This window comes from Kaistia geumhonensis (assembly GCF_030815145.1).
Classification (GTDB): Bacteria; Pseudomonadota; Alphaproteobacteria; order Rhizobiales; family Kaistiaceae; genus Kaistia; species Kaistia geumhonensis.
Map to the genome: position 1 here is coordinate 4102926 of NZ_JAUSWJ010000001.1, position 16658 is coordinate 4119583.

Here is a 16658-nt window from a genome sequence, read left to right on the forward strand (position 1 = left end):
CGGGCCCCGAGCTTCGCGGCGCATCCCTTTCCGGAGCCTCCCATGAGCGAGCCCGCCACCGAGGCGCCGACCGGATATGTCGATCGGGCCCTCTATCCGCCGCTTTCCCCGAGCCAGACGGGCCTGCGCGGCCGATGCCCGCGCTGCGGCGAAGGAAGGCTCTTCAAGGGCTTCCTCGCGCTCCAGCCCTCCTGCAGCAATTGCGGCCTCGACTACACCTTCATCGATTCGGGCGATGGTCCCGCCGTCTTCGTCATCCTGATCGTCGGCTTCATCGTCGCCTTCCTGGCGCTCTACGTCGAATTCTCGTTCCAGCCGCCATTCTGGGTGCACATCCTGCTCTGGGTGCCGCTCATCCTCATCCTGTCCTTCGGCATGCTCAGGCCGCTGAAGGGGCTGATGATCGCGATCCAGTATCGCACCAAGGCGGAGCAGGGTCGGCTCCAGTAGCCGCGCCGCGCCGCGGCGGCCGGCGGAAAGGCCGATGACCGAGTCATGACCGATTCGAGACCCGCTCGCGCAGCTTTGCCGATCAAGAGCCTGATCGCTCCGGGGATCGCGACCCTCGTCGTCTTCGCAGTGCTCGTTGCGCTCGGTACCTGGCAGTTGCAGCGGCTTTACTGGAAAGAGGCGCTCATCGCGCATGTCGAGAGCCGCCTCAAGGCGCCTCCCGTATCCGCGCCAGGCCCGGAGGCCTGGCCGACGCTCGATCTCGCCGAGGCCGACTACACGCCGGTCACCGTCTCGGGGACGTTCCTGAACGATCGCGAAGCGCTGCTCTACATGACGCTAATGTCGCCCAAGGGGCCGATCGGCGGCGTCGGCTGGCAGGTCTTCACGCCGCTGCGCACCGATCCCGGCTGGATCGTCTATGTCAATCGCGGCTTCGTGCCGGATGATCGCCGCGATGCCGCCACACGCATGGAAGGCCAGCCCGCCGGCCACGTGACGGTCACCGGCCTGCTGCGCCGTCCCGAGCGTCCGTGGCACGTCTTCTCCGACGGGATGAGCGCCGACAACCAGTGGTTCGCGCGCGAGCCGGCGCTCTTTGCGCGGGCCGCCGGATTGCCGGCCGCCGAGGTCGCGCCCTATTCGATCGATGCCGACGCGACGCCCAATCCCGGCGGCCTGCCGCAAGGCGGGGAGACGCTGGTCAATTTCCCCAACAACCACCTGCAATATGTCGGCACGTGGTACGGGCTGGCGCTGGCACTGCTCGCGGTTTTCTTCGTCTATGCCCGCGGCGTGTTGCGCCGCGGCCCGCCTCAGGCGTGACCGGCTTCGCCGGAGAGCATTGCCGGATCGACGCCGATCAACGCCAGCGCGCGGGCATATTTGCCGTCGAGATCGGTGTCGAAGATGAGGTCGGCATCGCCCTTCAGCGACAGCCAGCCATTCGCCTGGATCTCTTCCTCGAGCTGGCCCGCTCCCCAGCCGGCATAGCCGAGCGCCAGCATGGCGCTTTCCGGTCCCGAGCCCGAGGCGATGGCCTTCAACACGTCGAGCGTCGCCGTCAGGCAGATGTTCTCGTCGATGGGGAGGGTCGAGTTGTCGGCGAAATAGTCGGCGCTGTGCAGGACGAAGCCGCGCCCGGTCTCGACCGGCCCGCCGCGCTGGACGATCATCCGGCTCGCCGCTCGCGGCAGGCGGATCTCGGGCCCTTCGGGGATGATATCAAGCTGGACCAGCAGTTCGGAGAAGCGGATCTGCGGAACCGCCTGATTGACGACGATCCCCATCGCGCCTTCTTCCGAGTGAGCGCAGAGATAGATCACCGACCGGGCGAAGCGCTCGTCGAGCATGCCGGGCATGGCGACGAGGAATTGTCCGTCGAGATAGCCCTGCTCGCGATCATCCATGCGGTTGTTCCTCACCATGGTTCGACTCTAGCACCCCGAGGTCAAATTGAAAGCGCGCCACCCTCTCGCCAGTTCGCAGCGGCGCACCAAGACGTGATGACCGACGGCTGGCGCGGCGGTGCGCGGAGGGCTAGAGCAGCGCAGTCTCCGTCCCGCACTTCGAAATCGCCGTGACGCCGCTCCGTTCCATCATCGCCTGCTCGATCCTGGTCCTCCAGCCCGTCGCCGGACATGCGGCGAGCGGCGACTGGGCATCGACCGATCACGTCGCCATCCGCCTCCTGGCGGCGCAGCCCGCGCCCGGCGCGCCGCTGCAGGCGGCGATCGAGATCGTGCTCGATCCCGGCTGGAAGACCTATTGGCGGACGCCGGGCGACGCCGGCATCCCGCCCCGCTTCGACTTCTCGGGATCTAGGAATGCCGGAGGGGCGTCTGTCGCCTTTCCGGCTCCGGAGCGCAGCGACGACGGCTTCTCGGTCTCGAATGTCTATCACGACCGCGTCGTGCTGCCGGTCAGCTTCGCCGACAGCGATCCGTCGAAGCCGGTGCGGCTCGAGCTCACGGCCAATCTCGGCATTTGCGCCGATGTCTGCGTGCCGATCGATCTCGCCGCCACCCTCGATGTTGCGCCCGGCGCGCCCGATGATGGCGCGATGGCGGCGATCACCGCAGCGCACGCGGCGCTGCCGGGGCCGGGACGAGCCGGCGCCTTCGAGGTGACGACGCTCCGGCGGGTCGGCGGCAGCGACAAGGCGCCGGAGTTCGAGGTCGAGGTCGCGACGCCGGATCCGGCCGCCACCGCCCTCTTTGTCGAGATGCCGCCGGACTGGTATCCGGCGCCGCCCGAGGCCGAGACGGCCAGCGCCGGCCCGGCGCGCTACAGGATCGCGGTCGACCGCAAGACGGCGACGACGCCGCTCGACGGCGCCGTGCTTCGGCTCACCATGACCTCGGCGGGAGAGGCAGCGACGCGCGCCTTCAGGCTCGGCGCAGACGGCACCGCAACGCCGCTCGCCGAATGAGCCGCCACCTTCCGGCCAGCCCTGAAAGTCTCTAGGCTCGCCGGTCTCAGCACGAGAGATTCCCAAACCAGGAGCCAAGCATGACGATCTCGGTTGGCGAGCGCCTTCCCGACGCCGTTTTCCGCATCAAGACCGCCGACGGCGTCGTCGAGAAATCGACGGCCGACATCTTCGCGGGCCGCAAGGTCGTGCTCTTCGCCGTCCCCGGCGCCTTCACGCCGACCTGCCACGCCAATCACCTTCCGGGCTATCTGGAGCAGGCGGACGCCATCCGCGACAAGGGCGTCGACGAGATCGCGGTCGTCGCCGTCAACGACCACCATGTGATGGGCGCCTGGGAGAAGGCGACCGGCGCGGACGGCAAGATCCTCTTCCTTGCCGATGGCGCGGGACTGTTCACCAAGGCGGTCGGGCTCGACATCGATCTCGGCGCCGCCGGCCTCGGCGTCCGCTCGAAGCGCTATGCGATGATCGTCGAGGACGGTGTCGTGAAGGCGCTGAATATCGAGGAGGCGCCGGGCGTCAGCGTCTCGGGCGCCGCGGCGATCCTCGGGCTGCTCTGAGCGTCAGGGGGCGGCAGCGCTGCGGCGCTGCGGCTTGTAGGGTGCCATGCCCTGGCGGGCGAGGAGGTCGGCCTTCTCGTTCGCCTCGTTGCCGGCATGGCCGCGCACCCAGTGCCACTTCACGTCGTGACGCTGCAGCGCGGCGTCGAGCTGCTGCCAGAGGTCGACATTCTTGACCGGCTTCCTGTCGGCCGTCTTCCAGCCGTTCTTCTTCCAGCCGAAGATCCAGCCGGTGATGCCGCCCTTCACATATTGGGAATCGGTGTGGAGATCGATGGCGCAGGGGCGTTTCAACGCGTTCAGTGCCTCGATGGCGGCCGTCAGCTCCATGCGGTTGTTCGTCGTTTCGGCGGCGCCGCCGGAGAGTTCCTTCTCCGTGCCGTTGTAGAGCAGCACTGCGCCCCAGCCGCCGGGTCCGGGATTGCCGGAACAGGCGCCGTCCGTCCAGATCTGGACACGTTGTTCGTCGGTCATGGTTCGATCCCATAGGCGCGGACATCGGCGACCGACTGGTGGAAGCGGAGCTTCTTCAGATATTCGAGCGGATCCTTCGGCGCGACGAGCGCGCCGGGCGGGACGTTGAGCCAGTCATAGAGCCGCGTCAGCAGGAAGCGCAGCGCCGAGCCGCGGGCGAGCAGCGGCAGCGCCGCGCGTTCGGCCGTGGAGAAGGGGCGTGTCTTCTCATAGGCGCCGAGAAGGGCGCGTGCCTTGGTGACGTTCAGCGCGCCGTCCGCCTCGAAGCACCAGGCGTTGAGGCAGATCGCCACGTCATAGGCGAAGAAGTCGTTGCAGGCGAAATAGAAGTCGATCAGGCCCGAGAGCTTCCCGCGCAGGAAGAAGACATTGTCCGGGAAGAGGTCGGCATGGATGACGCCGGCGGGCAGGTCGGTCGGCCAGCTCTTCTCGAGGATGTCGAGTTCGTCGGCGATGAGCGCGACGAGGCCGGGCGTCACGGTCTCGGCCCGCTCTCTCGACCGCTCGAAGAGCGGCCGCCAGCCCGGCACCGACAGCGCATTGCGGCGGGTGAGCGAAAAGCCCTCGCCCGCGATGTGGAGATCGGCCAGGGCGGCGCCGACGGCTGCGCAATGCTCGACGCGCGGCCGGCGGATCCACATGCCGTCCAGGAAGGTGACGATCGCGGCAGGACGGCCCGAGACCTCGCCGAGCGCCTCGCCGGCGCGGTTGCGCACCGGCTGCGGGCAGGTGAGGCCGCGCCGCGCGAGATGCTCCATCAGTCCGATGAAGAAGGGGAGGTCGTTCGGATCCACCCGCTTTTCGTAGAGCGTGAGGATATGCGGACCCTTCTCGGTCACGAGGAGGAAGTTCGAGTTCTCGACGCCCTCGGCGATGCCCTTCAGCGACACCACCGTGCCGATGTCGTAGCTCGCGACGAAGCGGTCGATCTCGTCGTCGGAGATCTCTGTGTAGACGGCCATGATTCCGGTCAGGCAGCGGCGGCGGGGCGCAGTTCGCGCGGCAGGTTGAAGGCGATCGTCTCCTCGGCCGTCTGCACGACCTCGACGATCACGGCATAGCGGGCGGCGAAGGCGTCGATCACCTCCTCGACCAGCACTTCCGGCGCCGAGGCGCCGGCCGTCACGCCGACGCGCCGGAGGGTGCCGAGCACGGTCCAGTCGATCTCGGCGGCGCGCTGGATGAGCACGGAGACGGGGCAGCCTTCGCGCTCGGCGACCTCGCGCAGACGCTGCGAGTTGGACGAATTCGGCGCGCCGACCACGATCATCGCATCGACCGAGGCCGCGATCCGCTTCACCGCTTCCTGGCGGTTGGTCGTCGCGTAGCAGATGTCTTCCTTGTGCGGCGCGGTGATCGCAGGAAAGCGCGCCGTCAGCACCTTGACGATGGCCGCGGTGTCGTCGACCGACAAAGTGGTCTGCGTGATATAGGCGAGCTGTTCCGGATCGCGCGGCTGGAACGCCTCGGCATCGGCGACGGTCTCGATGAGCGAGACGGCGCCGGGCGGCAGCTGGCCCATGGTGCCGATCACCTCGGGATGGCCGGCATGGCCGATCAGCACGATCTCGCGGGCGCGCTTGAAATGGATCTGCGCTTCCTTGTGCACCTTGGAAACCAGCGGGCAGGTCGCGTCGAGGAAGAACATCTGCCGCGAGCGCGCCGCCTCGGGAACGCTCTTCGGCACGCCATGGGCCGAGAACACGACCGGCTGGCCGTCGTCGGGGATCTCGTCCAGTTCCTCGACGAAGACGGCGCCTTTCCGCCTGAGGCTGTCGACCACATAGCGGTTATGGACGATCTCGTGGCGCACATAGACGGGCGCGCCGAACTTCTCCAGTGCGAGCTCGACGATCTGGATCGCCCGATCGACGCCGGCACAGAAGCCGCGCGGCGCGGAGAGCAGGATTTCGAGCGGAGGCTTGCTGGTTTCGGCCATGGGGATCTCGTCCGGCGATGCCCGGAATAGAGGGAGGCGGGGCGCGACTGTCAAGCCGCATCGGCCCGTCGCCGCATTCCCGCTCCTGCATAGTGGGCTGACGGCCCCCTACGCGATCATCGCTTCTTCCTCGCGGAAGAGCAGCGTGCCGGCTTCGGCCGCGGTCATGGCCGGGCCGAAGAGCTGGCCGGCGGCGAACTCGCAGCCGATATCGTAGAGGTCGAGCGCGTCGTCCTCGCTCTCGGCGCCTTCCGCCATCACGTCCATGTGCAGGTCATGCGCGAGGCCGACCATGGCGCGCAGGATGACGCGCCGCTGCCGCGCCGTCGGGCCGTGTACGAAGCCCTGGTCGATCTTCAGCGTGTCGAAGGGCAGGCGCTGGAGATAGGACAGCGAGGAATGGCCTGTGCCGAAATCGTCCAGCGTCAGGCCCGCGCCGAGATCGCGGACGCGGGCGAGAACCTGCACCGCATATTCCGGGTTCTCCATCACGAGGCTCTCGGCGAATTCGAGCTTCAGCGTGCCGCGCTGAACGGCCGCGCGCGAGAGCACCGACTTCACGTCGTTGATGAGATCGTGGCGCAGCAAATGGCGGCTCGACATGTTGACCGCCACGAAGAGCGGGACATGCGGGCCAAGCTGTTCCTGCCACTCGGAAAGCTGGCGTGCCGCCTTGTCGAGCAGGAAGAGGCCGAGCGGCATCATCAGCCCGTTGCGCTCGGCCAGGGAAAGGAACTCGCTCGCCGGCACGCGGCCGAGCTTGGGATGGTCCCAGCGCATCTCGGCTTCGAAGCCGCCGACGGTCCGGTCCTCCAGGCGCACGATCGGCTTGTAGAGGATCTTGATCTCCTCGCGGCCGATGGCGCGGCGCAGATCCGCCTCCAGCGTCAGCGCATCACCGCCGTTCTGGCGCAGCGCGGGACGGAAGGCCTCGATGCGATCGCCGCCCAGCCGCTTGGCCGCATACATGGCGATCTCGGCGTCGCGGAACATTTCGAGGGGATCGCGCCGCTCGGCGTCGTGCATTGCGATGCCGAGCGAGGCGGTGAGGAAGATCTCCTTGTCGCCGAAGGAGATCGGCGCGCGCAGCGCGCGGCGGACGGAATCGGCGAAGCCGGCGATGCGCTCGGGCTCACCCTCCGAAAGCAGCAGGAAGCCGAACTGATCGCCCGAGAGGCGAGCCAGCGTATCCTGCGGTTTCAGGAGGCGCGACAGCCGGCGCGCGACGGTGAGCAGGATCGAGTCGCCGACCGAGATGCCGAAGCTGTCGTTCACATGCTTGAAGCGGTCGATATCGAGCACGAAGACGGACGGCTCCGCCGCTTCCTCGACCTCGGCACGGACGAGCGCGGCGGCGAGCCGGTCCATGAACAGAGCGCGGTTGGCGAGACCGGTCAGGTTGTCGAAGACGGAATCGTGCAGCAGCCGCTCCTCGGCGGTGCGCTCCTCGGTGACGTCGCTCATGGTGCCGACGCAGCGCGTGACCTCGCCATCGGAGCCGATGACCGGACGCGCCCGCAGATGGAACCAGCGATAATGGCCGTCTTCGGCGCGGAGGCGGAAATCCTGCGCGATGCGGCCCCGCCGCTGTTCGATCACCGCGTCGAGCGTCGCCTTGAAGCGGTCGCGATCGGCGGGATGCAGGACGTCGAGCCAGTCGCGCGCCGGGCCCTCGAGCGTGCCGTGCTTGAGGCCGAGCAGGTCTTCGGCGTCGACGCCGGTCAGGATGCGGTCGCGCGCGACGTCCCAGTCCCAGACGATGTCGCCGGCTCCGACCAGGGCAAGGGCGCGGCGCTCGGTCTCGCCGATGGCGCCTTGCACGACAGTGCCGCCGGCGAAGGCGTGCTGCATGACCGTGACGCCGATCAGCAGAACGATGAGTACCAGCCCGCCATTCAGCGCCGGCTGGATCACGTCGTTGGCGAGCGCGCCGGTGATGGTGAGATAGGCGCCGAACACCCAGACCATCAGCAGCACCCAGGTGGGGATCAGCATGATGGCGCGGTCGTAGTGGTGCAGCGACAGATAGACGATGACGATGAAGCCGACCGCGACGGTCGCGCCGAGCGAGATGCGCGCAACGCCCGAGGCGATGCCCGGCTCGAAGACGGCGACGCCGAGCAGGAACATGAGGCCGACAAGCCAGGCGATCACGGCGTGGCTGTAGCGCACATGCCATCGGTTGAGGTTGAGATAGGCGAAGGTGAAGATCAGCAGCGTTGCCGAGAGCAACACCTCGGCGCCGGCGCGCCACATCTTGTCGTCGCCCGGCGCGATCTGGATCACCTTGTTCCAGAAGCCGAAATCGATGCAGAGATAGATGAGCACGGACCAGGCGAGCGCCGCCGTCGCCGGGAACATCGCCGTGCCCTTCACCACGAACACGATGGTGAGGAAGAGGGCCAGCAGGCCCGAAATCCCCAGAACGATGCCGTGATAGAGGGTGAAGGAATTGATGGAATCCTTGTAGGCGTCGGGATCCCACAGATAGAGCTGCGGCAGGTTCGGCGTGCGAAGCTCGGCGACGAAGGTCACCACCGCGCCCGGATCGAGCGTGATGCGGAAGATGTCCGCTTCCTGGCTCGGCTGGCGCTCCGGCGGGAAACCCTGGCTCGGCGTCACCTGCGCGATGCGCGAGGCGCCGAGGTCGGGGATCAGCAGGCCGGAATTCACGAGACGGAAATGCGGCGCCACCAGCAGACGGTCGATCTGCTCGTCGCCATTGTTGGCCAGCGCGAAATAGGCCCAGAAGGAGTTGCCGCCGTTTTCGTTGGAGCGGACCTCGATACGGCGCACGATGCCGTCGGCGCCGGGCGCCGTCGATACCTGCACGCGGTCCGAAGGCTCGCGCGAGGCATAGTCGATGGCCGTGGTGAGATCGAGGGTCTTCCCGTCGAGCGGCACGGTGAGGGCGTCGAGCGCATGGGCGGGCAGAACCGCCCCGGCGATCAAGAACACCACCAGCCCGATCGCTGCGACGATACGGTTAACCGACAAACACACCTCCTGCAGGCCGTCGAGAAGTACTATCCCGAGGCTGGTCCGTCCAAGGGTTTTTGGCCGAGCGCCGGCGCTGTCCTCAAGGGCGCGGATCGTCGCTGACGATGGCGAACAGCAGATGGTCCTGCCAGCGGCCGTCGATATTGAGATAGCGACGGGCGTAGCCCTCGCGCGTGAATCCGGCTTTTTCGAGAAGGCGGATCGAGGCGGCGTTGTGCGGCAGGCATGCCGCTTCCAGCCGGTGCAGCCTCAGGGTGTCGAAGACGAAGGGAATGACGGCCCTGACCGCCGCCGTCATGAAGCCGCGTCCGGCGAAGCGCTCTCCCATCCAGTATCCGAGCGAGCAGGACTGCGTGACGCCGCGCACGACATGGGACAGCGTCAACCCGCCGACGAGCGCCATGTCGGCCGTGCGGAAGACCAGAAAGGGATAGCCGGTCGCTTCCTGGATCTCGCGCTGGTAGCGGCGCAGCCGCCGCCGGAAGGCGGGCCGCGTCAGATCGTCGACCGGCCAGACCGGCTCCCAGGGCGTCAGGAAACCGCGGCTCGCGCCGCGCAGCTCGCTCCATGGCTGATAGTCGCCCATGGAGGGGCTTCGGAGCGTGACCGTCTCGGTCGAGATCACCGGGGTCGGCTGGAACGGAACGACCGAGCGCAGAAATTCCATTCCGGCTCCTATGCCGCGACAGGCGACCCCAGGCGTTCGGCAATCCGGTCGCGATGCGCCAGACGCTCGATCGGCCCGATGGCGGCGAGCGTCGGCGTGGACCCGGTGAAGATGCGGCCGGCAAGTTCGCGCAGCCGCATGACGTCGACGGCGTCGATCCGGGCCACCAGCTCGTCCACCGGGATCGTGCGGCCGAAGAGGAGCACCTGGCGGGCGAGCTGACCGGCGCGGGCCGCCGGGCTTTCGAGGCTCATCAGCAGGCTGGCGCGCATCTGCGCCTTGGCGCGGGCGACCTCGGCCTCGGAAATGTCGAGGCTGGCCCGCTCGAGCTCGCCCGTCAGCACCGGCATCAGCTCGTCGATATCCTCTGCACCCGTCGCCGCATGGATGCCGAAAAGGCCGGTATCGGCGAAGCTCCAGTGGAACGAGTAGATCGAATAGCAGAGGCCGCGCTTCTCCCGGACCTCCTGGAAGAGCCGCGAGGACATCCCGCCGCCGAGCAGCGAGGCGAGGATCTGCACGGCATGGAAGTCCTCGGAGGCGTAGGGCAGGCCCTCGAAGCCGAGCAGGATCTGCGCTTCCATGAGCTTGCGCCGCTCGCGCATGTCGCCGCCGACATAGCGCGCCGTTTCCGGCTCGGCGAGCGGCGTGGTCGGCAGGGCGGCGAAGCGGTCCTCGGCGAGGCGCACCAGGCGGTCGTGATCCACCGCGCCGGCCGCGGAAAGCACCATCGAGGGGCCGTGATAGTTGCGCTCGAGATAGGACGAAAGGTGATGCGGGCGCGTGCGGCGCACCGTTTCCTCAGTCCCCAGAATGGTGCGGCCGAGCGGCTGGCCGGGAAAAGCGCCTTCGATCAGGAAATCGAACACCCGATCCTCGGGGGTGTCGAGCGAGGCACCGATCTCCTGCACGATGACATGCTGCTCGCGTTCGAGCTCGTTTGCGTCGAAGGCCGAATTGCACAGGATGTCGGAGAGGATGTCGACCGCAAGCTCGGCATCGGGCTTGAGGATGCGGGCGTAGTAGGAGGTCGTCTCGACGCTGGTCGCGGCGTTCACCTCGCCGCCGACCGCCTCGATCTCCTCGGCGATGTCGGTCGCGGAGCGGCGGGCCGTGCCCTTGAAGGCCATATGCTCCAGGAGATGGGAGATGCCGTGTTCGGAAGGGCTTTCGAGGCGGGAGCCGGCGCCGACCCAGACGCCGAGCGCGGCGCTCTCGAGATGGTCCATGCCGTGGCTCGCGATCGTGAGGCCGGAGGGCAGTCTCGTCACCTCGACGCTCATGGGCGCCCCTTTGGACGGATCGCCCGGCTCGGATCGATCATGTTGCTGCCCTTTCCGCGACCGCCCGCGCCCGTTCCTCGACGAAACGGGCGACGGCGGCGCTGTCATTGGGGAGGACGGCGAAGCGTTCCTCCCGCTCCATGAGATCGCCGAGCCAGGAGGGCAGGGCGGGCCTGACGCCGGTCGCGGCCTCGACCGCGGCCGGGAACTTGGCCGGATGGGCCGTCGCAAGCGTCACCATCGGCGCCGCCGAGACATCCATGCGCGCCGCGACCGAAAGCGCCACGGCGGTGTGCGGATCGGCCAGATAGCCGGTGGCGGCGAGCGTGGAGCGCATCGTGGCGGCGGTATCGTCCTCACCGGCGCGGCCGGCGGCGAATTCCGAGCGGATCGCCTCGAGAGCCGGGCCCGGCACCGTGAAGGCGCCGGACTGGGCGAGCCCGCCCATCAGCTGGCGCACCACCGCGTCGTCGCGCCCGGCAGCCTCGTAGAGGAGCCGCTCGAAATTGGACGACACCTCGATATCCATCGAGGGCGACTGGGTCGGCACGACGCCGCTCTTCTCGTAGCGTCCGCTTTCGAGCGTGCGGGCGAGAATGTCATTCGCGTTGGTGGCGATCACCAGCCGTTCGATCGGCACGCCGATGCGCTTCGCGACATAGCCCGCGAAGACATCCCCGAAATTGCCGGTCGGGACGGTGAAGGAGACGGGACGCCAGGGCGCGCCCAGCGCCAGCGCGGAGGTCACGTAATAGACGACCTGCGCGACGATGCGGCCCCAGTTGATCGAGTTGACACCGGAAAGCGCGACGCGGTCGCGGAATTTCAGATCGTTGAACAGCTGCTTGACGATCGCCTGGCAGTCGTCGAACGAGCCCTCGATCGCCACGGCATGAACGTTCGCCTCGCGCGCCGTCGTCATCTGGCGCTGCTGGACGGGAGAGACGCGGCCCTTGGGGAACAGGATGAAGATGTCGGTCGCGGTGCGGCCGCGGAAGGCCTCGATCGCGGCACCACCCGTATCGCCCGACGTGGCGCCGACGATGGTGGCGCGCAGGCCGCGCGAGGCGAGGACATGGTCCATCAGCCGCGCGAGCAGCTGCATCGCGACGTCCTTGAAGGCGAGCGTCGGACCGTGGAAGAGCTCCAGCAGGAAGGCATTCGGTCCCGTCTGCACCAGCGGCGTCACGGCGGGATGGCGGAAGGTCGCGTAGGCCTCGCGGCAGAGCCGGGCGAGGAGGGCATCGCCGATCTCGCCGCCGACAAAGGGGCGGATGACCGCGAAGGCGACTTCGTCATAAGGGCGGCCGGCAAGCCGGGCCAGCGTCTCGGGCGAGAAGGCGGGCCACGTCTCGGGGACATAAAGGCCACCGTCGCGTGCGAGGCCGGCGAGCAGGACGTCGCAGAATCCGAGCTGGGGCGCGGTGCCGCGCGTGCTCACATATTTCACGGAACTCGATACCTCCACCGGACCGCCTTCCGTCCCGGCGGCCGAAGCCGCACCCTATCGCCGGCCGGCGAAGGCGGCAAGCTCGTCGGGCCGGAGCGGAGCGCCGCGAAGGGCGGCGCGGATCGTTTCGGTCACTAAGTCGCCAAAGACGGAAGCGACTGTTATAGAGGTCGCGCTTCAGCGTCGAGGAATATCTGGCAATGCAGTCATCGTCTGTCCGCGCTTCGCGCCCCGTCCGCTCCGCGCTGCCCGCCACGGCGATCCTCCTGGCCGCCACGCTCGCCGGGTGCAACAGCTTCGGCGGCGGCTCGCAAAGCGCATCCGCGCCGGTGCCGGTCGGCACAGCGGCCGATGGATCGGCCGCGGTCCCGACCACCGCCACGGGCGGCACCAATCCGGTTGCCAATGCACTGTTCGGCGGTCCGAGCGCCGGCATGGCCGGGGCGGTGGTGCTCGATCCCAACGATTATCAGGCGACCTTCAAGCTCTGCCCGCCGGTGGCGATCCGGCCCGGCACCGAGCAGATGACCGCCTATCAGGCTGGCGCCAAGCCCGATCCGGTGACTGGCGCCGGGCCGCCCGTCACCTTCATCGCCTCCATCGTCAAGACCGCCCGCGAATGCACCAGGGCCGCCAATGGTGAGGTCGCCGTCAAGGTGGGCGTCATCGGCCGCGTCGTCGCGGGGCCGGCCGGCAAGGCGGGCCCGGTGACCGTGCCGCTGCGCATTGCCGCGGTGCAGGGCACCGACAAGATGATCTCCTCGCAGCTCTACAAGATCCAGGTGACGCTGGCCGCGCCCAATCTCGCGGGCGATTTCACCAAGATCGACCAGACGATCACGCTGCCGATCGCGCCCGGCAATTCCGACTACAAGATCTATGTCGGCTTCGACGAAGGCCCGGCGCCGAAGGCCGCGCGGCGCGGCGCGCCGACCGGCTGAGGCAGGGCAGCTGCTTGCGCCGCCGCTGCGGCGCTTCGCCCATGGCGGCCACGCCGGTCTTCCTTGACTAGGGCGCGGCGCTCTCTACACTTCCGTCTCGGCCGGGTTGTCGTCGCGATCCGGCCGGAATGAGGCCGAAAGGCATCGTTCCCACGACCGCCGGGAGAGACTGGTGGGGTTCGCCCCGCCGGCGCCGAAGGAGCAACCGCCCCGGAAACTCTCAGGCTCAAGGACCGGACGGTCGGCGACGCTCTGGAAAGCAGACCCGTCTTCGCAAAGGCGGGGCTCACCGAAGGAGCAGCCTTCCCGGCCGCAAGGCAGGGAAGGGAAATCTCTCAGGTTCTCGGACAGAGGGGGCGCGGACAGTCCGTCTTTCGGACAGGCCGCGCATTGGAACCCCGTCCGAGGAGCCTTCATGGCCGACGCCCGAGAGTCTGAAGCCCAAAACTCCGCTGCTGCCGATTCCCTCCTCGAAACGCCGCTGGCGACGCTGCATCGCGCGCTCGGCGCCCGCATGGTGCCTTTCGCAGGCTATGCGATGCCGGTCCAGTATCCGGCCGGCATCCTCGCCGAGCACAACTGGACGCGCGAGAGTGCCGGCCTCTTCGACGTTTCCCATATGGGGCAGGCCTTCCTGGAGGGGCCCGACCATGCGACGACGGCGCGGGCGCTGGAGGCACTGACGCCGGGCGATTTCCTCAATCTCGCGCCCGGCCGCATCCGCTACACGCTGCTGACGACCGCCGAGGGCGGCATCATCGACGATCTCATGGTCACGCGCCCGGCCGGGGCGGACGCGGACGGGACGCTGTTCCTCGTCGTCAACGCCGCGCGCAAGGCGATCGACTACGCCCACATCGCGGCGAACCTTCCCGACGGCGTGACCCTTCGCCCTGTCGAGGACCGGGCTCTTCTCGCACTGCAGGGGCCGCTGGCGGCGGCCGTGCTCGCGCGTCATGTGCCCGGTGCGGAGACGATGGGCTTCATGACGGCGGCCGACACGGCCTTCGACGGCATTCCGGTTGCGATCAGCCGCTCCGGCTACACCGGCGAGGACGGCTACGAGATTTCCGTCGCGGCCGCCGAGGCCGAGGCCGTCGCGCGGGCACTGCTCGACGAGGAGGAGGTCAAGCCGATCGGGCTCGGCGCGCGCGATTCGCTGCGCCTCGAGGCCGGCCTCTGCCTCTATGGCCACGATATCGACGAGGCGACCTCGCCGGCGGAGGCCGATCTCGGCTTCGCGGTCCCGAAGCGGCGGCGCGCCGAGGGCGGATTCCCCGGTGCCGGCCGCATCCTTGCCGAATTCGCGGACGGGCCGGCGCGACTTCGGGTCGGCATCCAGCCGGACGGCCGGGCTCCGGCGCGCGAGGGCACCGAGATCCGCGACGCGTCGGGAACGCTGGTCGGCCTCGTCACCTCGGGCGGGTTCGGACCGACCGCCGGCGGGCCGGTCGCGATGGGCTATGTGGCTGCCGACGCCTCGGAGGCGGGCACGCCGCTGACCCTCTCGGTCCGCGGCAAGGATCTTGCTGCGCGGGTCGTGCCGCTGCCCTTCGTGCCGCATCGCTATTTCCGCAAGACTTCGTCCTGAACCAAGACTTCGTCCTGAACCAAGACTTCGTTCCGAACACGCCTTCCGACCGACAAGAACCAGAGGACCAGCCGCCATGGCGACCTATTTCACCAAGGACCACGAATGGGTCCGCATCGACGGCGACATCGCGACCGTCGGCATCACCGACTACGCGCAGTCGCAACTCGGCGACGTGGTCTATGTCGAGCTTCCCGAGATCGGCAAGGAACTGAAGAAGGGCGACGAGGCGGCGGTGGTCGAATCGGTCAAGGCGGCGAGCGAGGTGTTCGCGCCGATTTCCGGCACCGTCGAGGGCATCAACGCCGGGCTGGTCGACCAGCCCGCCGCGATCAACGAGGCGGCCGAGGGCGCCGGCTGGTTCCTGCGCCTCGTCGTCGCCGACAAGGGCGAGCTCTCCGGCCTCATGGACGAGAGCACCTACCGGAACTACCTCGAGACGCTCTGACCGCACGGGCGAGTTCGGTTCGCCGTCAATCAAAGGGTGCGCGATGCGCTATCTTCCCCATTCCGAGGCGGACCGGCAGGCCATGCTCGCCGCCATCGGCGTCGGCTCGATCGACGATCTCTTCCTCGACATCCCGGCCAATCTCAGGGTGCATGGCCTCGATCTCCCCAAGGCCGCTGGCGAATTGTCCGTCGAGCGCACGCTCGGACGGATGGCTGCCCGTAACGTGCCGGCCGGTTCGGTGCCGTTCTTTGTCGGCGCCGGGGCCTATCGGCACCATGTGCCGGCGAGCGTCGATCACCTCATCCAGCGTTCCGAGTTCCTCACCTCCTACACGCCCTACCAGCCCGAGATCACGCAGGGCACGCTGCAATATCTCTTCGAATTCCAGACCCAGGTCGCGCATCTGACCGGCATGGAGGTCGCCAATGCCTCCATGTATGACGGCTCGACCGCGACGGCCGAGGCGGTGCTGATGGCCCATCGCGTGACGCGGCGGCAGAAGGCCGTGCTCTCCGGCGGGCTGCATCCGCATTACCGTGCCGTGGTCGCGACGACCTCGGCCATGGCGTCCGATACCGTCGATGCGCTCGACGCCGATCCGCTCGGCACCGAGGACATCCTGTCGCGGATCGACGCCGAGACGTCCTGCGTCGTCGTGCAGTCCCCGTCCGTCTATGGCCACCTGATCGACCTCGCACCGATTGCCGAGAAGGCGCATCAGGTCGGTGCGCTGCTCGTCGCCGTCTTCACCGAGGCGGTCTCGCTCGGGCTCGTCGAGCCGCCGGGCGCGCAGGGCGCCGACATCGTGGTCGGCGAGGGCCAGTCGATCGGCAATCCGCTGACCTTCGGCGGTCCTTATGTCGGGCTTTTCGCGGCGCGGATGAAGCATGTCCGCCAGATGCCCGGCCGGCTCTGCGGCGAGACGGTGGATGCGGAGGGGCGGCGCGGCTTCGTGCTGACGCTCTCGACGCGCGAGCAGCATATCCGCCGCGACAAGGCGACCTCGAATATCTGCACCAATTCAGGCCTCTGCGCGCTCGCCTTCACCATCCACATGACGCTGCTCGGCGAAACGGGCCTCGCGCGGCTCGCACGCATCAATCACGCCAACGCGGTCGAACTCGCCGAAATGCTCGTCGAGGTGCCGGGCGTCTCGCTGCTCAACGAGAGCTTCTTCAACGAGTTCACGATCCGCCTGCCGCGTGACGCTGCGGGTGTGGTCGAGGCGCTGGCGGCAAAGGGCATCCTCGGCGGCGTTCCAGTATCGCGACTCGAACCGGGGCGCCCCGACCTCGCCGATCTCCTCATCGTCGCCTCCACCGAGGTGAACACGGTCGACGACCGCATCGCCTTCGCGGCGGCGCTGCAGAAGGTGCTGTGATGGCCATGACACGCACGTCACCGACGCCTGAAATTCT

Annotated in this window: 16 protein-coding genes and 1 riboswitch; of the genes, 8 read left to right on the top strand and 8 right to left on the bottom strand. The window is 68.2% G+C overall.

Annotation, left to right across the window (positions count from 1 at the left end; genetic code table 11):
- Positions 1 to 42: 42 nt before the first annotated feature.
- On the top strand, positions 43 to 450 hold the full coding sequence (locus QO015_RS19475) for a DUF983 domain-containing protein (protein ID WP_266283693.1): 408 nt from the start codon (positions 43 to 45) through the stop codon (positions 448 to 450).
- Between the two features lie 45 nt (positions 451 to 495).
- A complete protein-coding gene (locus QO015_RS19480) occupies positions 496 to 1275 on the top strand; it encodes an SURF1 family protein (RefSeq protein WP_266283695.1) in 780 nt (259 codons plus the stop codon).
- On the opposite strand, the gene QO015_RS19485 is transcribed toward QO015_RS19480, so the two are convergent.
- Entirely contained in the window at positions 1266 to 1859 is a 594-nt protein-coding gene (locus QO015_RS19485) for a YqgE/AlgH family protein (RefSeq protein WP_266283697.1), read from the bottom strand. The genes QO015_RS19480 and QO015_RS19485 overlap by 10 nt on opposite strands.
- Before the next feature lie 170 nt (positions 1860 to 2029).
- On the opposite strand from QO015_RS19485, the gene QO015_RS19490 reads away from it, so the two are divergent.
- Positions 2030 to 2881, top strand: a complete 852-nt coding sequence (locus tag QO015_RS19490; RefSeq protein ID WP_266283699.1) for a protein-disulfide reductase DsbD domain-containing protein — start codon at positions 2030 to 2032, stop codon at positions 2879 to 2881.
- Positions 2882 to 2961: 80 nt separating this feature from the next.
- On the top strand, positions 2962 to 3444 hold the full coding sequence (locus tag QO015_RS19495; RefSeq protein WP_266283700.1) for a peroxiredoxin: 483 nt from the start codon (positions 2962 to 2964) through the stop codon (positions 3442 to 3444).
- Between the two features lie 3 nt (positions 3445 to 3447).
- Here the strand turns inward: QO015_RS19495 and rnhA are convergent, their stop codons facing one another.
- The 7 genes from rnhA to thrC all read right to left on the bottom strand — a co-directional run bounded on the left by rnhA (position 3448) and on the right by thrC (position 12257).
- A complete protein-coding gene (gene rnhA, locus QO015_RS19500; RefSeq protein WP_266283701.1) occupies positions 3448 to 3918 on the bottom strand; it encodes a ribonuclease HI in 471 nt (156 codons plus the stop codon).
- Positions 3915 to 4880 carry a homoserine kinase gene (locus QO015_RS19505; protein ID WP_266283702.1) on the bottom strand — a complete coding sequence of 322 codons (966 nt, stop codon included), beginning with the start codon at positions 4878 to 4880 and terminating at the stop codon, positions 3915 to 3917. Before QO015_RS19505 ends, rnhA begins: the two co-directional genes overlap by 4 nt.
- 8 nt (positions 4881 to 4888) lie before the next feature.
- Positions 4889 to 5857 (bottom strand): 4-hydroxy-3-methylbut-2-enyl diphosphate reductase, encoded by a 969-nt coding sequence (gene ispH / locus QO015_RS19510; RefSeq protein ID WP_266283703.1) that lies wholly within the window; start codon positions 5855 to 5857, stop codon positions 4889 to 4891.
- Between the two features lie 108 nt (positions 5858 to 5965).
- On the bottom strand, positions 5966 to 8854 hold the full coding sequence (locus QO015_RS19515; protein WP_266283704.1) for an EAL domain-containing protein: 2889 nt from the start codon (positions 8852 to 8854) through the stop codon (positions 5966 to 5968).
- A gap of 82 nt (positions 8855 to 8936) precedes the next feature.
- Positions 8937 to 9524, bottom strand: coding sequence for a GNAT family N-acetyltransferase (locus QO015_RS19520; RefSeq protein WP_266283706.1), 588 nt, complete (start codon positions 9522 to 9524; stop codon positions 8937 to 8939).
- An 8-nt stretch (positions 9525 to 9532) separates the two neighbouring features.
- Complete coding sequence (locus QO015_RS19525; RefSeq protein ID WP_266283708.1) at positions 9533 to 10807, bottom strand: M16 family metallopeptidase; 1275 nt, start codon at positions 10805 to 10807, stop codon at positions 9533 to 9535.
- 37 nt (positions 10808 to 10844) lie between these two features.
- Positions 10845 to 12257, bottom strand: coding sequence for a threonine synthase (gene thrC, locus QO015_RS19530; protein ID WP_266283877.1), 1413 nt, complete (start codon positions 12255 to 12257; stop codon positions 10845 to 10847).
- A 200-nt stretch (positions 12258 to 12457) separates the two neighbouring features.
- Between thrC and QO015_RS19535 the strand changes: the two genes are divergently transcribed.
- The 4 genes from QO015_RS19535 to gcvPA all read left to right on the top strand — a co-directional run bounded on the left by QO015_RS19535 (position 12458) and on the right by gcvPA (position 16621).
- A complete protein-coding gene (locus QO015_RS19535) occupies positions 12458 to 13198 on the top strand; it encodes a hypothetical protein (protein ID WP_266283710.1) in 741 nt (246 codons plus the stop codon).
- Between the two features lie 150 nt (positions 13199 to 13348).
- A riboswitch (glycine riboswitch) is annotated at positions 13349 to 13445 on the top strand.
- 168 nt (positions 13446 to 13613) lie between these two features.
- Positions 13614 to 14789: a glycine cleavage system aminomethyltransferase GcvT gene (gene gcvT / locus QO015_RS19540; protein ID WP_266283712.1), complete on the top strand. Its 1176-nt coding sequence runs from the start codon at positions 13614 to 13616 to the stop codon at positions 14787 to 14789.
- 76 nt (positions 14790 to 14865) lie between these two features.
- Positions 14866 to 15237 (top strand): glycine cleavage system protein GcvH, encoded by a 372-nt coding sequence (gene gcvH / locus QO015_RS19545; protein ID WP_266283714.1) that lies wholly within the window; start codon positions 14866 to 14868, stop codon positions 15235 to 15237.
- 43 nt (positions 15238 to 15280) lie between these two features.
- Positions 15281 to 16621 carry an aminomethyl-transferring glycine dehydrogenase subunit GcvPA gene (gene gcvPA, locus QO015_RS19550; RefSeq protein ID WP_266283716.1) on the top strand — a complete coding sequence of 447 codons (1341 nt, stop codon included), beginning with the start codon at positions 15281 to 15283 and terminating at the stop codon, positions 16619 to 16621.
- Positions 16622 to 16658 lie beyond the last annotated feature (37 nt).

Bases quoted from the DNA above. Each gene is read 5' to 3' on its own strand.
- QO015_RS19475 (WP_266283693.1), top strand. From the start codon at position 43: ATGAGCGAGCCCGCCACCGAGGCGCCGACCGGATATGTCGATCGGGCC.
- QO015_RS19480 (WP_266283695.1), top strand. From the start codon at position 496: ATGACCGATTCGAGACCCGCTCGCGCAGCTTTGCCGATCAAGAGCCTG.
- QO015_RS19485 (WP_266283697.1), bottom strand. From the start codon at position 1,859: ATGGATGATCGCGAGCAGGGCTATCTCGACGGACAATTCCTCGTCGCC.
- QO015_RS19495 (WP_266283700.1), top strand. From the start codon at position 2,962: ATGACGATCTCGGTTGGCGAGCGCCTTCCCGACGCCGTTTTCCGCATC.
- rnhA (WP_266283701.1), bottom strand. From the start codon at position 3,918: ATGACCGACGAACAACGTGTCCAGATCTGGACGGACGGCGCCTGTTCC.
- QO015_RS19505 (WP_266283702.1), bottom strand. From the start codon at position 4,880: ATGGCCGTCTACACAGAGATCTCCGACGACGAGATCGACCGCTTCGTC.
- ispH (WP_266283703.1), bottom strand. From the start codon at position 5,857: ATGGCCGAAACCAGCAAGCCTCCGCTCGAAATCCTGCTCTCCGCGCCG.
- QO015_RS19520 (WP_266283706.1), bottom strand. From the start codon at position 9,524: ATGGAATTTCTGCGCTCGGTCGTTCCGTTCCAGCCGACCCCGGTGATC.
- QO015_RS19525 (WP_266283708.1), bottom strand. From the start codon at position 10,807: ATGAGCGTCGAGGTGACGAGACTGCCCTCCGGCCTCACGATCGCGAGC.
- QO015_RS19535 (WP_266283710.1), top strand. From the start codon at position 12,458: ATGCAGTCATCGTCTGTCCGCGCTTCGCGCCCCGTCCGCTCCGCGCTG.
- gcvT (WP_266283712.1), top strand. From the start codon at position 13,614: ATGGCCGACGCCCGAGAGTCTGAAGCCCAAAACTCCGCTGCTGCCGAT.
- gcvH (WP_266283714.1), top strand. From the start codon at position 14,866: ATGGCGACCTATTTCACCAAGGACCACGAATGGGTCCGCATCGACGGC.
- gcvPA (WP_266283716.1), top strand. From the start codon at position 15,281: ATGCGCTATCTTCCCCATTCCGAGGCGGACCGGCAGGCCATGCTCGCC.